We start from the raw sequence: 18542 nt of genomic DNA, 5'->3' as shown, positions 1-18542 counted from the left end.
ATGCCAGTCTCGACACTGAACGGTATCCAAGGGGCGAACCCTGCATGGACAAGGCGAGTGGGTATGAGGACTGGCCCAGGATCAAGGAGTGGACGACGATGATGTCTCTCGGAATCGATGTCTCGAAGGCGAAGCTGCACACCGCGCTGGAGCTGAGCGAGCAGGAGCGGGTTAAGCTCAAGACCAAGACGGTGCCCAATACCGCCGCGGGGGTGGAGGCGCTGATCGACTGGCTGGGGCGTCAGGGGGCGAGGCCGGAGGCGGTCCATGTGGTGTTGGAGGCCACCGGCCCTTACCACGAGACGGCCGCCGAGCTGCTCCACGGGCGTGGCCTGACGGTCTCGATCGTCAACCCGGCCCAGGCCCGGGACTTCGCTCGCGGTCTGGCGGTGCGCACCAAGACCGACGCGGTCGATGCCAAGGTGCTGGCGCGCTTCGGCGCGCTCCTCAAGCCCGCGCCCTGGACGCCGCCCTCGCCCGAGGTGCGCTTCCTGCGGGCGCTGCTGGCCCGTCAGCGCGCCCTCATCGAGGACCTGCGCCGCGAGCGCAACCGCCTGGAGAAGGTCGAGGCGACCCACACCCCGGCGCTGGTGCGCGACTCGGTGCGCGAGAGCATCGCCTTCCTCGAGGCTGCCCTCGCCAAGCTCCAGCAACAGATCGACGACCACCTCGACGGCCATCCTCAGCTACGCGAGGACGTCGACCTCCTCACCTCGATCCCCGCCGTCGGCCTCAAGGTCGCTCAGCGCTTCGTGGCGCTGCTGCAAAGCCGTCCCTTCACCTCGGCCCAACAGTTCGCCGCCTACCTCGGGCTCGTGCCCGTCGAGCGACAGTCGGGCACCTCCGTGCAGGGGCGCGCCAGACTCTCCAAGGCCGGGCCTGCGCATGCACGCGCCACCCTCTACATGGCCGCCGTCACCGCCATTCGCTACAACCCTCACGTCAAGGACCTCTACGAACGCCTCCTGGCGCGCGGCAAGCCCAAGATGGTCGCCCTCGGCGCCGCCATGCGGAAACTCGCCCACATCTGCTTCGGCGTGTTCAAGAACCGTCGTCCCTACCAGCCCGATTACGCTTCCGCGGCTTGACGGGAAAGACGGTATCTTTGCGGTTCAAGATCCCGCCCGCCGAGTCCCGCTAGCGCCCTTTTGCTATGCTGGAGTCGACGCGATCCACACCGGGTGTCGCCCGATGCCCGCTGTCTTCGCCCCGGGCCGATGCCGGCCCAAGATGGTCCGGTGGACCACTGGAGAGACAGATCATGAGCGATCAAGACAGGAACCCGAAGGACGACCGGCTGGTGCGCGCCTACGAGCGCATGCTCGAGGACGCCCACGAGGCGATCGAGCAGGCGCAGAACGAGACGGCACCGCGGTTGCGCGAGGTGCTCGACAAGACCCGCGACAACCTGGTCGAACTCGGCGAACTCAGCCGCGAGGAGGCGCAGCGCGTCGCCGACTACATCCGTCGCGACATCGAGGACGCCGCCGGCTTCGTCGCCGAGACCGGCCAGGACATCCGCGACTGGTGGCGCTTCGATCTGGAGCTGATGGAGCGACGGCTGTTCGAGGCCTTCAGCCAGGTCGCCGACCAGACCCGGCTGCAGCTCGCCCAGATCGCCGAGACGGCGCGCCGGATGAGCCTCTACCAGGCCGGCGAGATCACCGGCCCCGGCACCCTGGTGTGCGACAAGTGCGGCGCCGAGACCCACTTCGTCAAGGCCGGTCGCATCCCGCCCTGCGCCGAGTGCGGCGCCACCAGCTTCCGCCGCAACCCGGTCGGACGCGAGGACCAGCAGGGCTGAACCACCAAGGCGCGCGCGGGTGCGAGCCCGCGCGCGGGGCTGGAAATCGACCGGGGGCGCGCTTATAGTGGCCGCTCGTGTCATGTCCCGCGGGAGAGACCGGCAGCTTCGCCGGCGCCGAAGGCGCAACATCGCCCGGAATCGCTCAGGCAAAAGGACTGCGGGAACGAGGACCGACTCTGGAGAGTGGCCGCCACAGGCGCGGCCCACCGACGGGGCAGCGGCGGAACCACCCGGTCACCGTCAGCAAACTCTCAGGTCTAAGACAGAGGGGCGATGCCGTGGGTCGAACTGACCCGCGGCGTCGTTATCATGGCCGCGCGCGCGGCACCCCGAACAGTCTAGCGGAGAGTCGAATGGGATCACGTACCCCCCTGTTTGCAGAGCACGTGCGTCTGGGCGCGCGCATCGTCCCCTTCGGCGGCTGGGACATGCCGCTGCACTACGGCTCCCAGCTCGAGGAGCACCACGCGGTGCGCCGCGCCGCGGGCATGTTCGACGTCTCCCACATGCGTCCGGTCGACATCGAGGGTGTACAGGCGCGCGACTTCCTCCGCCACCTGCTCGCCAATGACGTCGCCCGTCTCACCCAGCCCGGCAAGGCCCTCTACAGCTGCATGCTCAACCCCGAGGGCGGGGTGATCGACGATCTCATCGTCTATCTGCGCGGCCCCGAGCGCTATCGCCTGGTGGTCAACGCCGCCACCGCCGCCAAGGACCTCGACTGGATGGCGCAACAACGCGCCGGCTTCGCGGTCGACATCCGGCCGCGCGAGGACCTGGCGATGATCGCCGTGCAGGGCCCCGAGGCCCGCACCAAGACCCTCCCGCTGCTCGCCGCGCCGCTGGCCGAGCAGGCACAGGCGCTCGCCCCCTTCTTCGCCACCGAACACGAGGACTGGTTCGTCGGGCGCACCGGCTATACCGGCGAGGACGGCTTCGAGATCATGCTCCCGGCCACCGAGGCCGCCACGCTGTGGCAGGCGCTGGAGCAGGCCGGGGTACAGCCCTGCGGCCTGGGCGCGCGCGACACCCTGCGTCTCGAGGCGGGGATGAACCTCTACGGTCAGGACATGGACGAGGAGACCGGCCCGCTCGAGGCCGGGCTCGGCTGGACCGTCGCCTGGGAGCCGACCGAGCGCGATTTCATCGGTCGCGCCGCGCTCAGCGCGCAGCGCGAGCGCGGCGGACTGCGCCGCTTCGTCGGTCTGGTGCTGGAGGGGCGCGGCGTGCTGCGCGGCCACCAGCAGGTGCTGATCGACGGCGAGGTCGCCGGTGAGATCACCTCCGGCGGCTTCGCCCCCACCCTCGGCGGCTCGATCGCGCTGGCGCGCGTCGCCCCGACGATCGGCGAGCGCTGCGCGGTGCTGATCCGCGACAAGGCCGTCCCCGCGCGCGTGGTCAAACCGCCCTTCGCGCGTCACGGCAAGGCATTGATCGACCTCGCCTGAACCCCGACCCCTATCCGAACCTGCCGGGTCTCTCCCGGCAGCCATGACATCGAGCGTCTGCGTGCAGACCGCAACGGAGAACCCCCAATGAGCGACATCCCCGCCGATCTGAAATACACCAAGAGCCACGAGTGGGTGCGCGACAACGGCGACGGCACCGTCACCGTCGGCATCACCGATCACGCCCAGGAGGCGCTCGGCGACATCGTCTTCGTCGAGACCCCCGAGGTCGGACGCCAGGTCGCCGCCGCAGAGGCCTGCGCCGTGGTCGAGTCGGTGAAGGCCGCCTCCGACATCTACGCCCCGCTCGCCGGCGAGGTGGTCGAGGCCAACGAGGCGCTCGGCGACGCCCCCGAGCTGATCAACGCCAGCGCGCACGCCGAGGGCTGGATCTTCCGTCTCGCGCCGAGCGACGCCGCTGCGCTCGACGCCCTGCTCGACGCCGCGGCCTACGCCAAGGTGCTCGAGGAAGAGGACTGAGCCCAGCCACCGGCCCCGATCGGGGCCGGCACCTCGCCCGGCGCGCGCGGCGCGCGCTGGTCCCGTTCAAGGCAGACGCGCCCGCGCCGCGGGCCCCGGAATCCAGATCATGCCCTTCATCCCCCACACCGACGACGACGTCGCCGCGATGCTCCAGGCCATCGGGGCCCCCTCGATCGAGTCGCTGTTCGACGAGATCCCCGCGGCGCTGCGCAGCGGCGAGCGCGCCGAGATCCCGCCCGCGCTCTCGGAGCAGGAGATCACCCGGCTGATGCGCCTGCGCGCCCAGACCGACGAGCAGCCGGCCTGCTTCATCGGCGCCGGCGCCTATGATCACTACATCCCGGCGGCGGTGTGGCAGATCGCCACCCGTGGCGAGTACTACAGCGCCTACACCCCCTACCAGGCCGAGGCCAGCCAGGGCACGCTGCAGGTGCTCTACGAATTCCAGTCGATGATGACCGCGCTCACCGCGCTGGACGCCTCCAACACCTCGCTCTACGACGGCGCCACCGCGCTCGCCGAGGCGCTGCTGATGGCGGTGCGCGCCAACCGTCGCTGCAAGTCCAGGCGCGTGCTGATCCCGCGCGCGCTGCACCCGCTGTACCGGAGCACGGTACGCACCATCGTCGAGCCGCAGGGGCTGGAGCTCGTCGAGGTCGACTTCGACGCCGCCGGCGGCCAGACCCCGGTGGAGCGCTGCACCGCGCTCGCCGGCGACCAGGGCGTGGCGGCGGTGGTGATCAACCAGCCCAACTTCTTCGGCGTGCTCGAGACGGTCGACGCCCTCACCGACTGGGCCCACGAGCAGGGCGCCCTGGCCGTGGCGGTGGTCAACCCGCTGGCCCTGGCGCTGCTCACCCCCCCCGGCGAGTGGGGCGCTGCGGGCGCCGACATCGCCTGCGGCGAGGCCCAGCCGTTCGGCATGCCGCTGTCCTCGGGCGGTCCCTACGCCGGCTTCCTCTGCTGCAAGCAGGCGCTGGTGCGCCAGCTGCCGGGACGGATCGTCGGGCGCACCCTCGATGCCGACGGCAAGCCCGGTTTCACCCTCACCCTGCAGGCGCGCGAGCAACACATCCGCCGCAGCAAGGCGACCTCCAACATCTGCACCAACCAGGGGCTGATGGTGACCGCCGCGACCATCCACCTGGCGCTGCTCGGCGCCGAGGGGCTGGAGCAGGTCGCGCGTGCCTGTCACGCCAACACCCTGGGGCTTGTCGAGCGGCTCTGCGCCCTCCCCGGGGTCGAGCCGGCGTTCACCGGCGCAATCTTCCACGAACAGGCGCTGCGCCTGCCGCGCGCGCCGCGCGAGGTGCTCGGACGGCTCGCCGCCGAGGCCGACCTGCTCGGCGGCTTCGCCCTCGGCGCCGACTATCCCGAACTCGACGACGCGCTGCTGGTGTGCGCCACCGAGCAGCGCAGCGAGGAAGAGATGCGTCGCTACGCCAGCGCCCTCGCCGAGATCCTCGAGGCCGGCTGAACGCCCGGCCACGGCTTCCAACCGCAGCGGAGACATCACCCATGGCACAGACCGCACTGCAAGGCTCGCCCGTCACCCTCACCGGCACCCTGCCCGCCGTCGGGCAGCAGGCCCCCGACTTCACCCTGGTCGACAAGGACCTCAACGATCGCACCCTGGCCGACTTCGCCGGGAAGAAGAAGCTGCTCAACATCGTCCCCAGCCTCGACACCCCGGTGTGCGCGCTCTCCACCCAGCGCTTCAACGCCGCCATGGCCGAGCGTGACGACGCCGTGGCGCTGGTGATCTCGGCCGACCTGCCGTTCGCCATGGGCCGCTTCTGCGGCGCCGAGGGCATCGACAACGTGATCCCGCTGTCGCTGATGCGCTCGCAGGCGTTCGCGCGCGACTACGGGGTGCTGATCGCCGACGGTCCGCTGGCCGGGATCTGTGCCCGCGCAGTGGTGGTGCTCGACGCCGCGGACCGGGTGGTTCATTGCCAGCTGGTCCCCGAGATCACCGAGGAACCCGACTACGCGGCCGCCCTCGCCGCGCTCTGAACCGACCCGTGCCGCGCCGCCGAGACGCGGCGCGGTCCCAGCTCCCGGGCCCGCCCGCGCGGGCCGCACCACCCGACGGACCCTATCGCCATGCTGATCCACGACCAATCCCGCCCCGGACGCCGCGCCAACGTCCTGGCCCCGAGCCACACCCCAGAGCCGAGCGACATCCCGCAGGCGCTGCGCCGCCGCGCGCGTCCGCGGCTGCCCGAGGTCTCCGAGCTGCAGGTGGTGCGTCACTACACCCGGCTGTCGCAGCAGAACTTCTCGATCGACACCCACTTCTACCCGCTCGGCTCCTGCACCATGAAATACAACCCGCGGGTGTGCAACAGCCTGGCCGCGCTGCCCGGCTTCGCCGAGCGTCACCCGCTGGCGCCGGTCGAGCACGGTCAGGGGGTGCTGGCCTGTCTCCACGACCTGCAGGAGATCCTCAAGGCGGTGACCGGGATGAGCGCGGTGTCGCTGGCGCCCGCCGCCGGCGCCCAGGGCGAGCTGACCGGGGTGGCGATGATCCGCGCCTATCACCTCGCGCGCGGCGATCACGCCCGTACCGAGATGCTGATCCCCGATGCCGCCCACGGCACCAACCCGGCCTCGGCGGTGATGTGCGGCTACCAGGCGCGCGAGATCCCCACCGGCCCCGACGGCGACGTCGACGTCGAGGCGCTGCGCGCGGCGGTGGGACCGCAGACGGCGGGCATCATGCTCACCAACCCGAGCACCGTCGGGGTGTTCGATCGCAACATCGAGGAGATCGCCCGCATCGTCCACGACGCCGGCGGCCTGCTCTACTACGACGGCGCCAACCTCAACGCCATCCTCGGTAAGGTGCGTCCGGGCGACATGGGCTTCGACGTCATCCACATGAACCTGCACAAGACCTTCTCCACCCCGCACGGCGGCGGTGGTCCGGGCGCGGGTCCGGTGGGCGTCTCGGCGCGGGTCGCGCCCTATCTGCCGGTGCCGCTGGTCGAGCGCGAGGGCGACGACTACCGCTGGCTGACCGAGGCCGACCGCCCCGAGACCATCGGTCGCATGACCGCCTTCGGCGGCAACATGGGCATCCTGCTGCGCGCCTATGTCTACGCGCGGATGCTCGGGCGCGAGGGCATGGCGCGGGTGGCCGACTTCGCCACCCTCAACGCCAACTATCTGATGGCGCGGCTGCAGCAGGCGGGCTTCGAGCTGGCCTACCCGGAGCGGCGCGCCAGCCACGAGTTCATCGTCACCCTCAAGCGCGAGGCCAAGGAGTACGGCGTCACCGCGATGGACTTCGCCAAACGGCTGCTCGACTACGGCTTCCACGCCCCGACCACCTACTTCCCGCTGCTGGTGCCCGAGTGCCTGCTGATCGAGCCGACCGAGACCGAGACCCAGGAGTCGCTCGACGGCTTCGTCGAGGCGATGATCGCGATCCGCCGCGAGGCCCAGGAGGACCCGGAGAAGCTCAAGGGCGCGCCCTACACCATGCCGCGGCGCCGTCTCGACGACGTGCGCGCGGCGCGCCAACTCGACCTCGCCTGGACCCCGCAGCAGGCCGACGGGGGCGGCGATGGCCAATAACGGCGGCAACCTCGGCTGGCGCCGGGTGGTACGCGCCTTCGGCTACTCGATGAAGGGCTTCCGCGCCTGCTACGAGCTGGAGGAGGCGTTCCGCCAGGAGCTGTTTCTGCTGATCCCGCTGGTCCCGCTCGGGCTGTGGCTCGGCGAGACCCCGGTCGAGCGCGCCCTGCTCGTCGGCAGCCTGCTGGTGGTGCCGATCGTCGAGCTGCTCAACTCGGCGATCGAGGCCAACGTCGACCGCATCGGCACGGAGCGCCACGAACTCTCGGGACGCGCCAAGGACATCGCCTCGGCGGCGGTGTTCTCCAGCATCACCCTGTGCGTGGTGATCTGGGCCCTGCTGCTGGTGCCCAAGCTCTTTTGACCGCAGCGGCCAGAGTGACCTAAGCCGCCAGCGGCCAGATACCAGCCGCCAGCCATCGAGACCGGTGGCTGGGAGCTGACGGCTGGCGGCTGATTCAAGCGACGCTCCCCAGCGGGCGTCCGCGGGTAGCGACCATGAGCGGCAGCGGACCGCCGCGCCTCACTGGCGGCTGGTGGCTGACGACTGGCGGCTGACGGCTGACGGCTGGCGCAAACGACGCTCGATTGCCTGAAGCGGCCACCCAGCCGAAACATCCTTGCTTCGCGCGCTTGGCGTCTTTGCGGTTCGAATCAGCATCCAGCCGCCAGCGCCCAGCCATCAGCCCCGGCGGCTGGCGGCTGGTAGCTGACGGCTGGTAGCTGGCGGCTGGCGGCTGGTAGCTGCCCCCCCCCTTGCCAGCCCCGCAGCGGGCGGCGATGATGGTTCGACGCGTGGCGTGTACACGCCCGTCTCGGATCACTGAGCCCGCAGGGAGTCTTGCCGCATGTCCCAGACGACCGGATCGCCCGAGTTCCTGCCACTGCGCATCGCGCTGATGACCGTCTCCGACAGTCGCGACCTCGCCAGCGACACCTCGGGGGCGCTGCTCGAGGAGGCCGCGCGCACGGCCGGGCACCAGGTGGTGACGCGCTGTGTCGTCGCCGACGACATCTACCGACTGCGCGCCCAGGTCTCGCAGTGGATCGCCGACCCCACCGTCGATGTCGTGATCAGCACCGGCGGCACCGGGGTGACCGGCCGCGACAGCACCCCGGAGGCGCTGCGCCCACTGCTCGACAAGGAGATCGAGGGCTTCGGCGAGCTGTTCCGTCACTACTCGCTCGCCGAGATCGGCCCCTCCACGCTGCAGTCGCGCGCCTTCGCCGGGCTGGCCAACGCCACCTTCCTGTTCTGCCTGCCGGGCTCGACCGGGGCCTGTCGCACCGCCTGGGAGCGCATCCTCGCCCCCCAGCTCGATCGCCGCACCCGCCCCTGCAACTTCGCCCAGCTGCTGCCACGTCTCCACGAACGTTGAGGTCCGCGATGTCCGCCAGTTGTCCCGCCTCTCCCCGCGCCCTGTCACTCGACGCCGCGCTCGCGCGGCTGCTCGAACAGGCGCCGACACCCAGCACCAGCGAGCCGGTGGCGCTCGCCGCCGCGCTCGGTCGGGTGCTCGCCGCACCGCTGCGCAGCCCGCTGGCGGTCCCGCACTGGGACCACAGCGCGATGGACGGCTATGCGCTGCGCCATGCCGACCTCGCCGCCGCCGCAGACGGCTGGCTGCCGATCGGCCAGCGCATCACCGCCGGCACGGTCGGCGCGCCGCTCGCGCCGGGCAGCGCGGCGCGGATCTTCACCGGCGCCCCGGTGCCCGAGGGCGCCGACACCGTGGTGATGCAGGAGCAGTGCGAGCGCGACGGCGAGCGGGTGCGCATCCCGCCCGAGTGCAAGGCGGGCGGCAACATCCGCCGCGCCGGCGAGGATTTCACCGCCGGCACCGAGGTGATCGCCGCCGGCACCCGGCTCGGCCCTCAGCACCTCGGGCTCGCCGCCAGTCTGGGGTTGGCCGAACTCATGGTGCGGCCCCGGCTACGGGTGGCGATCTGCGCCAGCGGCGACGAGCTGGTCGCGCCCGGCGCCCCGCTCGGCCCCGGCCAGATCTACGACTCCAACCGTCTCACCCTGGGGGCGATGCTCACCGCGCTCGGCTGTGAGGTGATCGATCTCGGGCGCATTCCCGATGACCTGGAGGCGACCTGCGCGACGCTCGCCCGCGGCGCCGACGCGGCCGACCTGGTGATCGCCAGCGGCGGGGTCTCGGTCGGCGAGGAGGATCATGTACGCCCGGCCGTCGAGCGCATCGGCACGCTCGCGCTGCACCAGGTGGCGATCCGCCCGGGCAAGCCGGTAGCCTTCGGGCGGATCGGCGACACCCCGTTTTTCGGCAGCCCCGGCAACCCGGTCTCGCTGTTCGTCACCTGTGCGCTGCTGGTGCGCCCGCTGGTGCTGCGGATGCAGGGCGTCGGCGGCGACCTCGCGCCGCGTCGGCGACGCCTGCCCGCCGCCTTCGCCTGGCCGCGCCCGGACAAGCGTCGCGAGTTCCACCGCGCCCGGCTGGTCGAGGACGACAGCGGACAACCCCGGGTCGAGGTCTTCGCCAGCCGCTCCTCGGCCTCGCTGCGCTCGCTGGTGTGGGCCGACGGACTGATCGACCTCGCCCCCGGGGTGGCGATCGCCCCGGGCGACCCGGTCGAGTTCATCCCCTTCACCGAGCTGTTGCACTGAGGGCGCGATGATCCACGTCCGCTACTTCGCCAGCCTGCGCGAGCGCATCGGTCGCGACGAGGAACACATCGAACTCCCCGCCGGGGTCGACACCCTGGGCGCGCTGGTCACGCACCTGAGCGCGCGCGGCAGCCCCTGGCGCGAGGCGCTCGAGGCCACCCCGCGGCTGATGATGGCGCGCAACCACACCCTCGCCCGCGCCGAGACCGAGATCAGCGACGGCGACGAGATCGGGCTCTTCCCGCCGGTAACGGGGGGGTAGCGCGTCGGGGAGATGAACCGCGAAGGGGCCAAGGACGCGAAGGAGAGGAGTGCCTCCAGCCGTCAGCCACCGGAGCTGGCGGCTGGGAGCTGACAACTCAGGTCCGGACGTAGGTTGGGTTGCCATCGGCAACCCAACACCGGACAGCGATAGAGCAATAGACGCACGGGCAACCCAACCGGCAAAACTTTGCGCGCTTGGCGCCTTTGCGGTTCAGTCTTTAGCTGTTCGGTCTTCTGCGCCGACGAGGGTTGGGTTGCCGCCCTGGCAACCCAACCGACGTACCGGCGATTGGCGGGACGATCAGCCGGTGGCGCGGCGGATCCACTCGACGCGCTTGTGCATCACGCCGTAGTAGACCACCGGGATCACCACCAGGGTGAGGACGGTGGAGACGAACAGGCCGAACAGCAGCGACACCCCCAGCCCGGAGAAGATCGGGTCGTCGAGGATGAAGGCCGCGCCGGCCATCGCCGCGACCGCGGTGAGCGCGATCGGTCGGGCACGGACCACCGCCGAGTCGATCACCGCGGTGGCGAACGCCTTGCCCTCGCGCACCTGTTGGTTGATGAAGTCGACCAGCAGGATGGAGTTGCGCACGATGATGCCGGCCAGGGCGATCATGCCGATCATCGAGGTGGCGGTGAACTGGGCGCCGAGCAGGGCGTGCCCGGGCATGATCCCGATGATGGTCAGCGGGATCGGCGCCATGATCACCAGCGGCACCAGATAGCTGCGGAACTGCGCCACCACCAGCAGATAGATCAGGATCAGGCCGACGCCATAGGCCGCGCCCATGTCGCGGAAGGTCTCATAGGTGATCTGCCACTCGCCGTCCCACTTGAGGCTGTACTCGTAGGGGTTGTCCGGCTGCTGCAGGAACCACTGCTCGAGCCCAAGCTCTTCATCGAGGACCGCGGAGATGGCGAACATGCCGTAGAGCGGGCTGTCGGTGGCCCCGGCGACGTCCGAGGTGACATAGACCACGGGCAGCAGATCCTTGTGGTAGATGCTGTGCTCGCGCTCGGTCTCGACCACCTCGACGATCTCCGAGAGCGGCACCAGCGCCCCACTCTCTGCACGCACCCGCAGCGCCAGCACCTGCTCGACGTCGGCCTTGTCGGCCTCGCTGTACTCGACGCGGATCGGCACCGCGTACTTGACCCCGGCGCCGTGCAGATAGCTCATGTCGTCGCCGTCGAGCACGCTCGCCAGCGCCTGGGCGATGCTCGATTGCGCCACCCCGAGCCGCGCGGCCTTGGCGCGATCGACCACCACCACCAGCTTGGTGGCCGGGTACTCGACCGAGTCGTCGACGTCGACGACGCCCGGGGTCGACTCGAACAGCGCCCGCACCGCCCGCGCGGTCTTGATCTGACCGGCATAGTCGAGCCCGTAGACCTCGGCGACCAGCGGCGAGAGCACCGGCGGACCGGGCGGGATCTCGACGATCTTGGCCACTCCGCCGTGACGTTCGGCGATCTCCTGCAGCGGCGGGCGCAACGCCAGCGCGATCTCGTGGCTCTGGCGATCACGATGGTGCACATCGACCAGGTTGACCTGCAGATCACCGAGATGCGCGCCCTCGCGCAGATAGTACTGACGCACCAGACCGTTGAAGTTGATCGGCGCAGCGGTGCCGGCGTAGGACTGGAAGTCGGTGACCTCCTCGACCCCGGAGAGATAGTCGCCCATCTCCGCGAGTACCTGGGCGGTGTGCTCGAGACTGGTACCCTCGGGCATGTCGAGCACCACCTGGAACTCGCTCTTGTTGTCGAAGGGCAGCATCTTGAGGATCACGGTGCGGTTGACCGCGAGGCTCACCGAGGCGGCGATCAGCGCAAAGATGCCGAACAGCAGGAACCAGCGGTTGCGCCAGCCGCGCCGGCCCTCGAGGAAGGGCGTCATGATCCAGGTGAAGAAGCGCGCCAGTCGAGCGCCAGCCGCGCCCTCCTCCTGATGACCGGCCGCGGCCTGCGGGTCGGCGTCGTAATGACGCGCGAGCATGGCGTTGGTCATCCACGGGGTAAAGACGAAGGCCACCACCAGCGAGATCAGCATGCCCATCGAGGCATTGATCGGGATCGGGCTCATGTAGGGGCCCATCAGGCCGCTGACGAAGGCCATCGGCAGCAGCGCCGCGATCACCGTGAAGGTGGCGAGGATGGTCGGTCCGCCGACCTCGTCGACCGCGCCCGGGATCAGCTCGAGCAGGCGTCGGCGCGTGCCGCTGACGTGCAGCGCCATGTGACGGTGGATGTTCTCGACCACCACGATGGCGTCGTCGACGAGGATACCGATCGAGAAGATCAGCGCGAACAGCGACACCCGGTTGAGGGTGAAGCCCCAGGCGAGCGAGGCGAACAGGGTCAGCGCCAGGGTGACGATCACCGCCGCGCCGACGATCACCGCCTCGCGCCAACCGATGGTCAGCCACACCAGCAGGATCACCGAGCTGGTGGCGAAGATCAGCTTGGTGATCAGCTTCTTGGCCTTGTAGTCGGCGGTCTGGCCATAGTCGCGGGTGATGGTGAACTCCACCCCGTCGGGGATGAAGATGCCGCGCAGCTGCTCGAGCCGCTCGGTCACCCGCCCGGCGACGTCGACGGCATTGATGCCGGGGAGCTTGGCCACCGCGATGGTCACCGCCGGCACGCTGCCGGCCAGCTCCAGCCCGGTGTGCGTGGCGCCGAGAGCGGCGCCCATACGCACCGAGGTGGTCGGCTGCTGCGGCCCGAGTTCGACCCGGGCGACATCGCGCAGATAGACCGGACGCCCGGCGTGCAGCCCGACCACCAGATCGGCGATCTCCTGCGGGCTGGTGAGGAAGGTGCCGGCCTGCACCAGCAGCTCGCGGTTGTCGGCGGTCACCGTGAGGTTGTCCCTGGTGGTGTTGCCGGCCTGCAGCGAGCGGCGCAGGTCGTCGAGATCGATGTCGTAGCCGGCCAGCGCCTGCGGGTCGAGCAGCACCCGCACCACCTGATCGGCGGCGCCGACGGTGTAGACGTCGCGGGTGCCGGGGACGCGCTTGATCTCCTGCTCGATGGCATGCGCCACCTGGCCGAGTTCGAAGGCGCCGACGGCGGGGTCGTCCGACCACAGGGTGGCGGTGAGGATGGGCACGTCGTCGATGCCCTTGGGCTTGACGATCGCGCTGCCGACGCCGAGGTTCTGCGGCAGCCAGTCCTGGTTCGACAGCACCTTGCTGAACAACCGCACCACCGCGTCGGTGTTGTCCTCGCCGACCTCGTACTGGACGGTGAGCACCGCCATGCCGGGGCGCGAGACCGAGTAGATGTGCTCGATGCCCTGGATCTCGGCGAGCACCTGCTCGGCCGGACCCGAGACCAGGTGCTCGATCTCGCTGGCCGAGGCACCGGGATAGGGGATGAAGACGTCGGCGAAGGTGACGTCGATCTGCGGTTCTTCCTCGCGCGGGGTCACCAGGATCGCGAACAGCCCGAGCAGCAGCCCGAGCAACGCGAGCAGCGGGGTGATCTCGCTGTTCTGGAAGCGCGCGGCGATGGCGCCCGCGAGCCCCTGTCGCGCCGGCTCAGTCATGGTCGGCCTCCACGGCCGCACGTCGTGCCTCGGCCTGGGCCTTGATCGCAACCCCGGCGGCGATCGGATCGAGGGCGACGCGCTCGCCGGCGTTCAGCCCGGCGAGCACCACCACCACGTCGTCGAGCTCGCGACCGAGCCGGATCTGGCGCAGGATCAGGTGATCGTCGGCGGTCACCACATAGACCCCGGTGACCTCGGAGCGACGCGCCACCGCCGCGCGCGGCACCACCAGCTCGTCCTTCACCCCGACCACGAAACCGGTCTTGACGAACATGCCGGGGAACAGCGACGGCGTGCCCTCGGGCAGCTCGATACGCACCTTGAAGGTATTGGAGCCGAGGTCGGCGAAGGGGAAGACGGTGATGCGATCGGTCTCGACCCGTTCGCCGTCGGGCAGATAGACGCGGGCCTGCGGCTCGCGACGCACCGAGGCGATCGCGCTCTGCGGCACGTCGACGATCACCCGCAGCTGGTCGAGCGAGATGCCGGTCATCACCGGCTGTCCCGGCGACAGGGTCTCGCCGATCTCGACGTGACGGTGGGTGACGATGCCCGAATAGGGGGCGCGGATCTGGGTGTAGTCGAGCTGCTCCTGGGCCTGCTCGAGCCGCGCGGTGGCCGAGTCGAGCTCGGCCTGGGCGGCGGCGAGATCGGCGGTGGCCTTGTCCATCGCCGAGTCGGAGACGTTCTTGCGCGCATAGAGGCCCTGGATGCGCTCGAACTCCTCGCGCGCCTGCAGCAGCCGCGCCGAGGCGGACTTGAGGTCGGCGGCGGCCTGGGCGACCTTGGCGCGATGTTCGGTGTCCTTGATACGGGCGACCACGCTGTTCTGCTCGACATAGTCGTCGACGTCGAAGGTGATCTCCTCGACCCGACCCTGGGTCTGGGCCGAGACCGTGGTGCGGTTGACCGCCTCGACGATGCCGTCGAGACGATACTCGCGCGGCAGCGTGCGGTATTCGGCGACCGCGGTCTCGAGAGAGGGGCTATCGGCGGCCTGGAGCAGGCCGGGGGCGAGTGCGGCGAGCGCCGCAATCAATCGGATGGTACGCATGGGGAGTCGGAATCGTCAAAATATTAGAATTTTATTATATTTGCGGCGCAGTTGACCTTTCAACAACTCCCAACACATGACCTCGCCGCAGCCCGCCCCAAGTATGGCGTAATCAGGCGGCGAGACGAGACGATCAGGGGCGCGGAAAGATTGCAAATCGGTGACGGCCTTTATACCGTAGCCCGGCTCGGGTCGAGCAGCTCCGCCCCAAGGGGCGGCAGCGATGCCGACCGCTCGCACGCACCGATCGGTCCACGGGCTCGAGCGCATCCAGACGGACGGTCGACGCCAGACCGTCCGATCCAGACAGCAACACGGCGGAGAGGGCAGTTTCGTGAGCCGATGGTCCGAGGATTTGATCCCGATCGACCGAGCAAGAACCCTGGACGGGCTCTTCCTGCAACGGGTAGCACGCTCACCACAGCGCGTCGCTTACACCCATTTCGAGCGCGCCAGCGGGTGGAAGGATCTGACCTGGGCCGAGGTCGGTGAGGCGACGGCGCGCTGGCGTCAGGCGCTCGCCGACGAGCAGCTCGAGCCCGGCGACCGGGTCGCGATCCTGCTGCGCAACTGTCCCGAGTGGGTGATGTTCGACCAGGCCGCGCTCGGACTCGGTCTGGTCACGGTCCCGCTCTACACCGACGACCGCGCCGACAACGCCACCTACATCCTCAACGATGCCGCGGTCAAGGTGCTGCTGGTGCAGGATCTCGGTCGCTGGCGTCGTCTGGCCGAGGCCATCGGCGACTCGCCCTGGCCGCTGCGGGTGGTGTTGCTGGAGGCGAGCGAGGCCTCGCGCGCCTGCGCCGCGGCCGACCCCCGCGTGGTGGTCGCCGAGGACTGGCTGCCGGCCACGGCCCCGGCGCCGACCCCGCGCGAGGGGGATCCCGACGCGCTGGCGACCATCGTCTACACCTCGGGCACCACGGGTCGTCCCAAGGGGGTGATGCTCAGCCACCGCAACATCCTCAGCAACGCCCACGGCGCGCTGACCCAGATCGATGTCTACGGCGAGGACGTCTTCCTCTCCTTCCTGCCGCTCTCGCACATGCTCGAACGCACCGGCAGCTACTATCTGCCGATGATGGCCGGCTCACGGGTGGCCTATGCGCGCTCGATCGGCCAGCTCGCCGAGGACCTGCAGACCATCCGCCCGACGGCGATGATCGCCGTGCCGCGGGTGTTCGAGCGCGTCTATCAGCGCATCCTCGATCAGCTCGACAAGCGGCCCAAGCCGGTACGCTGGCTGTTCAATGCCGCGGTGGCCGCCGGTTGGCGCGCCTTCGAGCACGAGCAGGGCCGCGCCGGCTGGCACCCCTGGCTGCTCGTCTGGCCGCTGCTGCGACGCAAGGTCGCGCTCCCGGTCCAGCAGCGACTCGGCGGTCGGCTGCGCGCCACCGTCAGCGGCGGGGCACCGCTGTCGACCGAGGTCGCGCGCACCTTCATCGGTCTCGGCGTGCCGCTGCTGCAGGGCTACGGCCTCACCGAGACCAGCCCGGTGATCAGCTTCAACACCCTGCAGTCGAACATTCCGGCGAGCGTCGGCGTGCCGCTGCGCGGGCTGCAGGTGCGCATCGGCCCGGAGAACGAGCTGCTGGTGCGCGGCGACAACACCATGCTCGGCTACTGGAACAACCACGCCGCCACCGCCAAGATGCTCGCCCAGGACGGCTGGCTGCACACCGGCGACCAGGCGCGCATCGAGGACAACCACATCCATATCACCGGGCGCATCAAGGACATCCTGGTGCTCTCCAACGGCGAGAAGGTGCCGCCCGGCGACATGGAACTGGCCATCGCGCTCGACCCGCTGTTCGATCAGGTGGTGGTACTCGGCGAGGGGCAGTCCTATCTCAGCGCGCTGCTGGTGCTCAACCCCGATCTCTGGCCGGGGCTCGCGCTCGAACTCGGACTCGATCCCGAGGACCCGACGAGCCTCGCCAACGCCAAGCTGCACAAGGAGGCGGTCAAGCGTATCCGCACGGCGCTGCGCGACTTCCCGGGCTACGCCAAGATCCGGCGCGTCACCCTGACCCTGGAGCCCTGGACCATCGAGAACGGGTTGCTCACACCGACCCTCAAGGTCAAGCGCAACAAGGTGATCGAGCGCTACCAGGACGCCATCGAGCACATGTACAAGGACTCGGAGCTTGCCTGAGCGGGGCTGAACGCATACAATCGGGACGAATGCGGGTGTAGTTCAATGGTAGAACCTCAGCTTCCCAAGCTGATGACGTGGGTTCGATTCCCATCACCCGCTCCACTCCCCAGTCCTCTATGCGTCCACTCTATCAAGCAGGCGACCGCATCGAGGCACAGCTCCTCCACGATCTGCTCGATCGCCATCTGATCCGTACCGTCATCCTCGGCGACGCCCTTGCCGGTGCCGCGGGCGAGCTGCCGCTCGACATCCATCCGATCCTCTGGCTCATCGACGACGACGATCGTGAGCGTGCCGAGGCCGTACTCGCGCGTTTCCTGCGCGAGGGACTCGGCGGCCACCCGACCCCGGCCTGGACCTGCCCGCACTGCGGCGAGCAGGTCGAGGCCGGATTCGCCCTGTGTTGGAACTGCGCGACCCCCTACCCCGAATGAGTACACCCGACCTCTTCGCCAGCGAGCCGCCCGCCCCCTGGTCACCCGCCGATTTCGCCGCCGCCGTGCTCGACTGGTTCGACCGGCACGGACGCAAGGACCTGCCCTGGCAGCACGAGCCGACCCGCTACCGGGTGTGGGTCTCGGAGATCATGCTGCAGCAGACCCAGGTGGCGGTGGTGATCCCCTACTTCGCGCGCTTCATGACGCGCTTTCCGGACCTGTCGAGCCTGGCCGCAGCCCCGCTCGACGAGGTGCTGTCGCTGTGGTCCGGGCTCGGCTACTACGCCCGCGCGCGCAACCTGCACCGCGCCGCGCGCACCGTCGTCGAGAGCCACGGCGGGCGCTTCCCCGACACCCTGGCGGCGGTCGAGGCGCTCCCCGGCATCGGTCGCTCCACCGCCGGCGCCATCCTCTCGCTCGCCGACAGCCAGCCCCATCCGATCCTCGACGGCAACGTCAAGCGGGTGCTGGCGCGCTGCTTCGCCGTCGACGGCTGGTCGGGACAGAGCGCGGTGCTCAAGCGGCTGTGGCAACTCAGCGAGCGCTGCACCCCGCACCAGCGCACCGGCGCCTACAACCAGGCGATGATGGACCTCGGCGCCACCCGCTGTACCCGTGCCACCCCGGACTGCGCGCGCTGCCCACTCGCCGCGCGCTGTCAGGCCCTGCACCAGGGGCGCCAGCGCGAGCTGCCGGCCCCGCGCCCGCGGCGCACGCTGCCCGAACGCCGCACCCGGATGCTGGTGGTCCGCGACGACACCGGCGCCGTCCTGCTCGAGCGCCGTCCCGCGAGCGGTATCTGGGGCGGGCTCTGGAGCCTGCCCGAGACCGACCCCGGGCACGACCCGGCAGATTGGTGCCTGGCGCGCTTCAACAGCACCCCCGACACGGTTGAAACCCTGCGTGGACGCCGTCACACCTTTACTCACTTCGTGCTGGAGATCGAGGTCGTGCAGCTCCGGCTGTCGGCCCCGGCCACGACCGTGAACGAGGCCGATCGCCGCTGGGTCGGTCCCGAGGAGCGCGCCACGCTCGGCCTGCCGGCGCCGGTGGCGAGCATCCTCGACCAAGACTGAACGACGCGCCCTCCGGCACCCGCAGCAACAGGAGCCAAG

The 18542-nt window shown here is 70.0% G+C and carries 16 protein-coding genes, 1 tRNA gene and 1 riboswitch; of the genes, 15 read left to right on the top strand and 2 right to left on the bottom strand.

The features are described from left to right. The first annotated feature begins 98 nt into the window (after nucleotides 1-98). The 11 genes from ACAM26_RS04055 (at nucleotide 99) to moaD (ending at nucleotide 10211) form a co-directional block, all read left to right on the top strand. Nucleotides 99-1088, top strand: a complete 990-nt coding sequence (locus tag ACAM26_RS04055; RefSeq protein WP_369612990.1) for an IS110 family transposase — start codon at nucleotides 99-101, stop codon at nucleotides 1086-1088. A gap of 173 nt (nucleotides 1089-1261) precedes the next feature. Continuing rightward, nucleotides 1262-1804, top strand: a complete 543-nt coding sequence (locus ACAM26_RS04050) for a zinc ribbon-containing protein (protein WP_005221914.1) — start codon at nucleotides 1262-1264, stop codon at nucleotides 1802-1804. Nucleotides 1805-1884: 80 nt separating this feature from the next. Continuing rightward, a riboswitch (glycine riboswitch) is annotated at nucleotides 1885-1975 on the top strand. A gap of 185 nt (nucleotides 1976-2160) precedes the next feature. After that, on the top strand, nucleotides 2161-3255 hold the full coding sequence (gcvT, locus tag ACAM26_RS04045; protein WP_123142316.1) for a glycine cleavage system aminomethyltransferase GcvT: 1095 nt from the start codon (nucleotides 2161-2163) through the stop codon (nucleotides 3253-3255). Nucleotides 3256-3342: 87 nt separating this feature from the next. Then, nucleotides 3343-3735: a glycine cleavage system protein GcvH gene (gene gcvH, locus ACAM26_RS04040; RefSeq protein ID WP_123139241.1), complete on the top strand. Its 393-nt coding sequence runs from the start codon at nucleotides 3343-3345 to the stop codon at nucleotides 3733-3735. A gap of 109 nt (nucleotides 3736-3844) precedes the next feature. Beyond that, entirely contained in the window at nucleotides 3845-5215 is a 1371-nt protein-coding gene (gene gcvPA / locus ACAM26_RS04035; RefSeq protein ID WP_369613161.1) for an aminomethyl-transferring glycine dehydrogenase subunit GcvPA, read from the top strand. Nucleotides 5216-5256: 41 nt separating this feature from the next. Further along, the gene (gene tpx / locus ACAM26_RS04030; protein ID WP_369613160.1) at nucleotides 5257-5754 is read left to right on the top strand and encodes a thiol peroxidase; all 498 of its coding nucleotides are present in this window, start codon (nucleotides 5257-5259) and stop codon (nucleotides 5752-5754) included. A gap of 90 nt (nucleotides 5755-5844) precedes the next feature. After that, complete coding sequence (gcvPB, locus tag ACAM26_RS04025) at nucleotides 5845-7320, top strand: aminomethyl-transferring glycine dehydrogenase subunit GcvPB (protein WP_123142313.1); 1476 nt, start codon at nucleotides 5845-5847, stop codon at nucleotides 7318-7320. Further along, the gene (locus ACAM26_RS04020) at nucleotides 7310-7684 is read left to right on the top strand and encodes a diacylglycerol kinase (protein WP_123139237.1); all 375 of its coding nucleotides are present in this window, start codon (nucleotides 7310-7312) and stop codon (nucleotides 7682-7684) included. Before gcvPB ends, ACAM26_RS04020 begins: the two co-directional genes overlap by 11 nt. Before the next feature lie 484 nt (nucleotides 7685-8168). After that, nucleotides 8169-8699 (top strand): molybdenum cofactor biosynthesis protein B, encoded by a 531-nt coding sequence (moaB, locus tag ACAM26_RS04015; RefSeq protein WP_369613159.1) that lies wholly within the window; start codon nucleotides 8169-8171, stop codon nucleotides 8697-8699. A gap of 8 nt (nucleotides 8700-8707) precedes the next feature. Then, complete coding sequence (gene glp / locus ACAM26_RS04010) at nucleotides 8708-9949, top strand: gephyrin-like molybdotransferase Glp (protein WP_369613158.1); 1242 nt, start codon at nucleotides 8708-8710, stop codon at nucleotides 9947-9949. A 7-nt stretch (nucleotides 9950-9956) separates the two neighbouring features. Further along, on the top strand, nucleotides 9957-10211 hold the full coding sequence (gene moaD, locus ACAM26_RS04005) for a molybdopterin converting factor subunit 1 (RefSeq protein WP_369613157.1): 255 nt from the start codon (nucleotides 9957-9959) through the stop codon (nucleotides 10209-10211). Between the two features lie 303 nt (nucleotides 10212-10514). On the opposite strand, the gene ACAM26_RS04000 is transcribed toward moaD, so the two are convergent. Then, the gene (locus ACAM26_RS04000; protein ID WP_369613156.1) at nucleotides 10515-13772 is read right to left on the bottom strand and encodes an efflux RND transporter permease subunit; all 3258 of its coding nucleotides are present in this window, start codon (nucleotides 13770-13772) and stop codon (nucleotides 10515-10517) included. After that, entirely contained in the window at nucleotides 13765-14829 is a 1065-nt protein-coding gene (locus tag ACAM26_RS03995; RefSeq protein WP_123139233.1) for an efflux RND transporter periplasmic adaptor subunit, read from the bottom strand. The genes ACAM26_RS04000 and ACAM26_RS03995 overlap by 8 nt, the downstream gene beginning before the upstream one ends. Nucleotides 14830-15163: 334 nt before the next feature. Between ACAM26_RS03995 and ACAM26_RS03990 the strand changes: the two genes are divergently transcribed. The 4 genes from ACAM26_RS03990 (at nucleotide 15164) to mutY (ending at nucleotide 18503) form a co-directional block, all read left to right on the top strand. Next, nucleotides 15164-16987 (top strand): long-chain fatty acid--CoA ligase, encoded by a 1824-nt coding sequence (locus tag ACAM26_RS03990; RefSeq protein WP_369613155.1) that lies wholly within the window; start codon nucleotides 15164-15166, stop codon nucleotides 16985-16987. A gap of 31 nt (nucleotides 16988-17018) precedes the next feature. Beyond that, nucleotides 17019-17092, top strand: a tRNA-Gly gene (locus ACAM26_RS03985). Between the two features lie 14 nt (nucleotides 17093-17106). Then, nucleotides 17107-17424: a DUF2007 domain-containing protein gene (locus ACAM26_RS03980; protein ID WP_369613154.1), complete on the top strand. Its 318-nt coding sequence runs from the start codon at nucleotides 17107-17109 to the stop codon at nucleotides 17422-17424. Next, nucleotides 17421-18503: an A/G-specific adenine glycosylase gene (mutY, locus tag ACAM26_RS03975; protein WP_369613153.1), complete on the top strand. Its 1083-nt coding sequence runs from the start codon at nucleotides 17421-17423 to the stop codon at nucleotides 18501-18503. The genes ACAM26_RS03980 and mutY overlap by 4 nt, the downstream gene beginning before the upstream one ends. Nucleotides 18504-18542 lie beyond the last annotated feature (39 nt).

The sequence above is a fragment of the Marichromatium sp. PS1 genome (genome assembly GCF_041155115.1).
In the GTDB taxonomy this organism is placed as follows: domain Bacteria; phylum Pseudomonadota; class Gammaproteobacteria; order Chromatiales; family Chromatiaceae; genus Marichromatium; species Marichromatium gracile.
Note: the sequence above shows the minus strand (reverse complement) of the source record. Positions and strands in the feature narration are given on the sequence as shown.

Bases quoted from the DNA above. Each gene is read 5' to 3' on its own strand.
- ACAM26_RS04055 (WP_369612990.1), top strand. From the start codon at position 99: ATGATGTCTCTCGGAATCGATGTCTCGAAGGCGAAGCTGCACACCGCG.
- ACAM26_RS04050 (WP_005221914.1), top strand. From the start codon at position 1,262: ATGAGCGATCAAGACAGGAACCCGAAGGACGACCGGCTGGTGCGCGCC.
- gcvT (WP_123142316.1), top strand. From the start codon at position 2,161: ATGGGATCACGTACCCCCCTGTTTGCAGAGCACGTGCGTCTGGGCGCG.
- gcvH (WP_123139241.1), top strand. From the start codon at position 3,343: ATGAGCGACATCCCCGCCGATCTGAAATACACCAAGAGCCACGAGTGG.
- gcvPA (WP_369613161.1), top strand. From the start codon at position 3,845: ATGCCCTTCATCCCCCACACCGACGACGACGTCGCCGCGATGCTCCAG.
- tpx (WP_369613160.1), top strand. From the start codon at position 5,257: ATGGCACAGACCGCACTGCAAGGCTCGCCCGTCACCCTCACCGGCACC.
- gcvPB (WP_123142313.1), top strand. From the start codon at position 5,845: ATGCTGATCCACGACCAATCCCGCCCCGGACGCCGCGCCAACGTCCTG.
- ACAM26_RS04020 (WP_123139237.1), top strand. From the start codon at position 7,310: ATGGCCAATAACGGCGGCAACCTCGGCTGGCGCCGGGTGGTACGCGCC.
- moaB (WP_369613159.1), top strand. From the start codon at position 8,169: ATGTCCCAGACGACCGGATCGCCCGAGTTCCTGCCACTGCGCATCGCG.
- glp (WP_369613158.1), top strand. From the start codon at position 8,708: ATGTCCGCCAGTTGTCCCGCCTCTCCCCGCGCCCTGTCACTCGACGCC.
- moaD (WP_369613157.1), top strand. From the start codon at position 9,957: ATGATCCACGTCCGCTACTTCGCCAGCCTGCGCGAGCGCATCGGTCGC.
- ACAM26_RS04000 (WP_369613156.1), bottom strand. From the start codon at position 13,772: ATGACTGAGCCGGCGCGACAGGGGCTCGCGGGCGCCATCGCCGCGCGC.
- ACAM26_RS03995 (WP_123139233.1), bottom strand. From the start codon at position 14,829: ATGCGTACCATCCGATTGATTGCGGCGCTCGCCGCACTCGCCCCCGGC.
- ACAM26_RS03980 (WP_369613154.1), top strand. From the start codon at position 17,107: ATGCGTCCACTCTATCAAGCAGGCGACCGCATCGAGGCACAGCTCCTC.
- mutY (WP_369613153.1), top strand. From the start codon at position 17,421: ATGAGTACACCCGACCTCTTCGCCAGCGAGCCGCCCGCCCCCTGGTCA.